Source organism: Sutterella massiliensis (genome assembly GCF_016899755.1).
GTDB lineage: Bacteria > Pseudomonadota > Gammaproteobacteria > Burkholderiales > Burkholderiaceae_F > Sutterella > Sutterella massiliensis.
Map to the genome: position 1 here is coordinate 1 of NZ_JACJJC010000545.1, position 235 is coordinate 235.

The following is a 235-nucleotide window of genomic DNA, read 5'->3' on the forward strand; positions in this document are numbered from 1 at the left end:
TACCCGGACAGGTGGTCGATGCCAAGTCTACCGCCAATTTCGGTGTAGGAGCTTTCCTGCTGGCAGCATGCGAGTACGTACGCTATCTGGAAGCTGGAAGCCAGCCCGACCGCGCTTACTGGTGTAAGCTGGCTTATGACATGGCAGCTCCTGTATTAAGCAACATGGCAAAAGAGGAACTGCAGAAAAACATGCAAGTGGAAGTCAGTCCTACCTGGGACGGACGCGACAAGCC

General features: G+C 54.5%; 1 pseudogene. It reads left to right on the forward strand.

Annotation, left to right across the window (positions count from 1 at the left end):
* Positions 1–235 (forward strand): annotated as a pseudogene (locus tag H6A60_RS14690) (glycoside hydrolase family 88 protein); the annotation flags it as partial.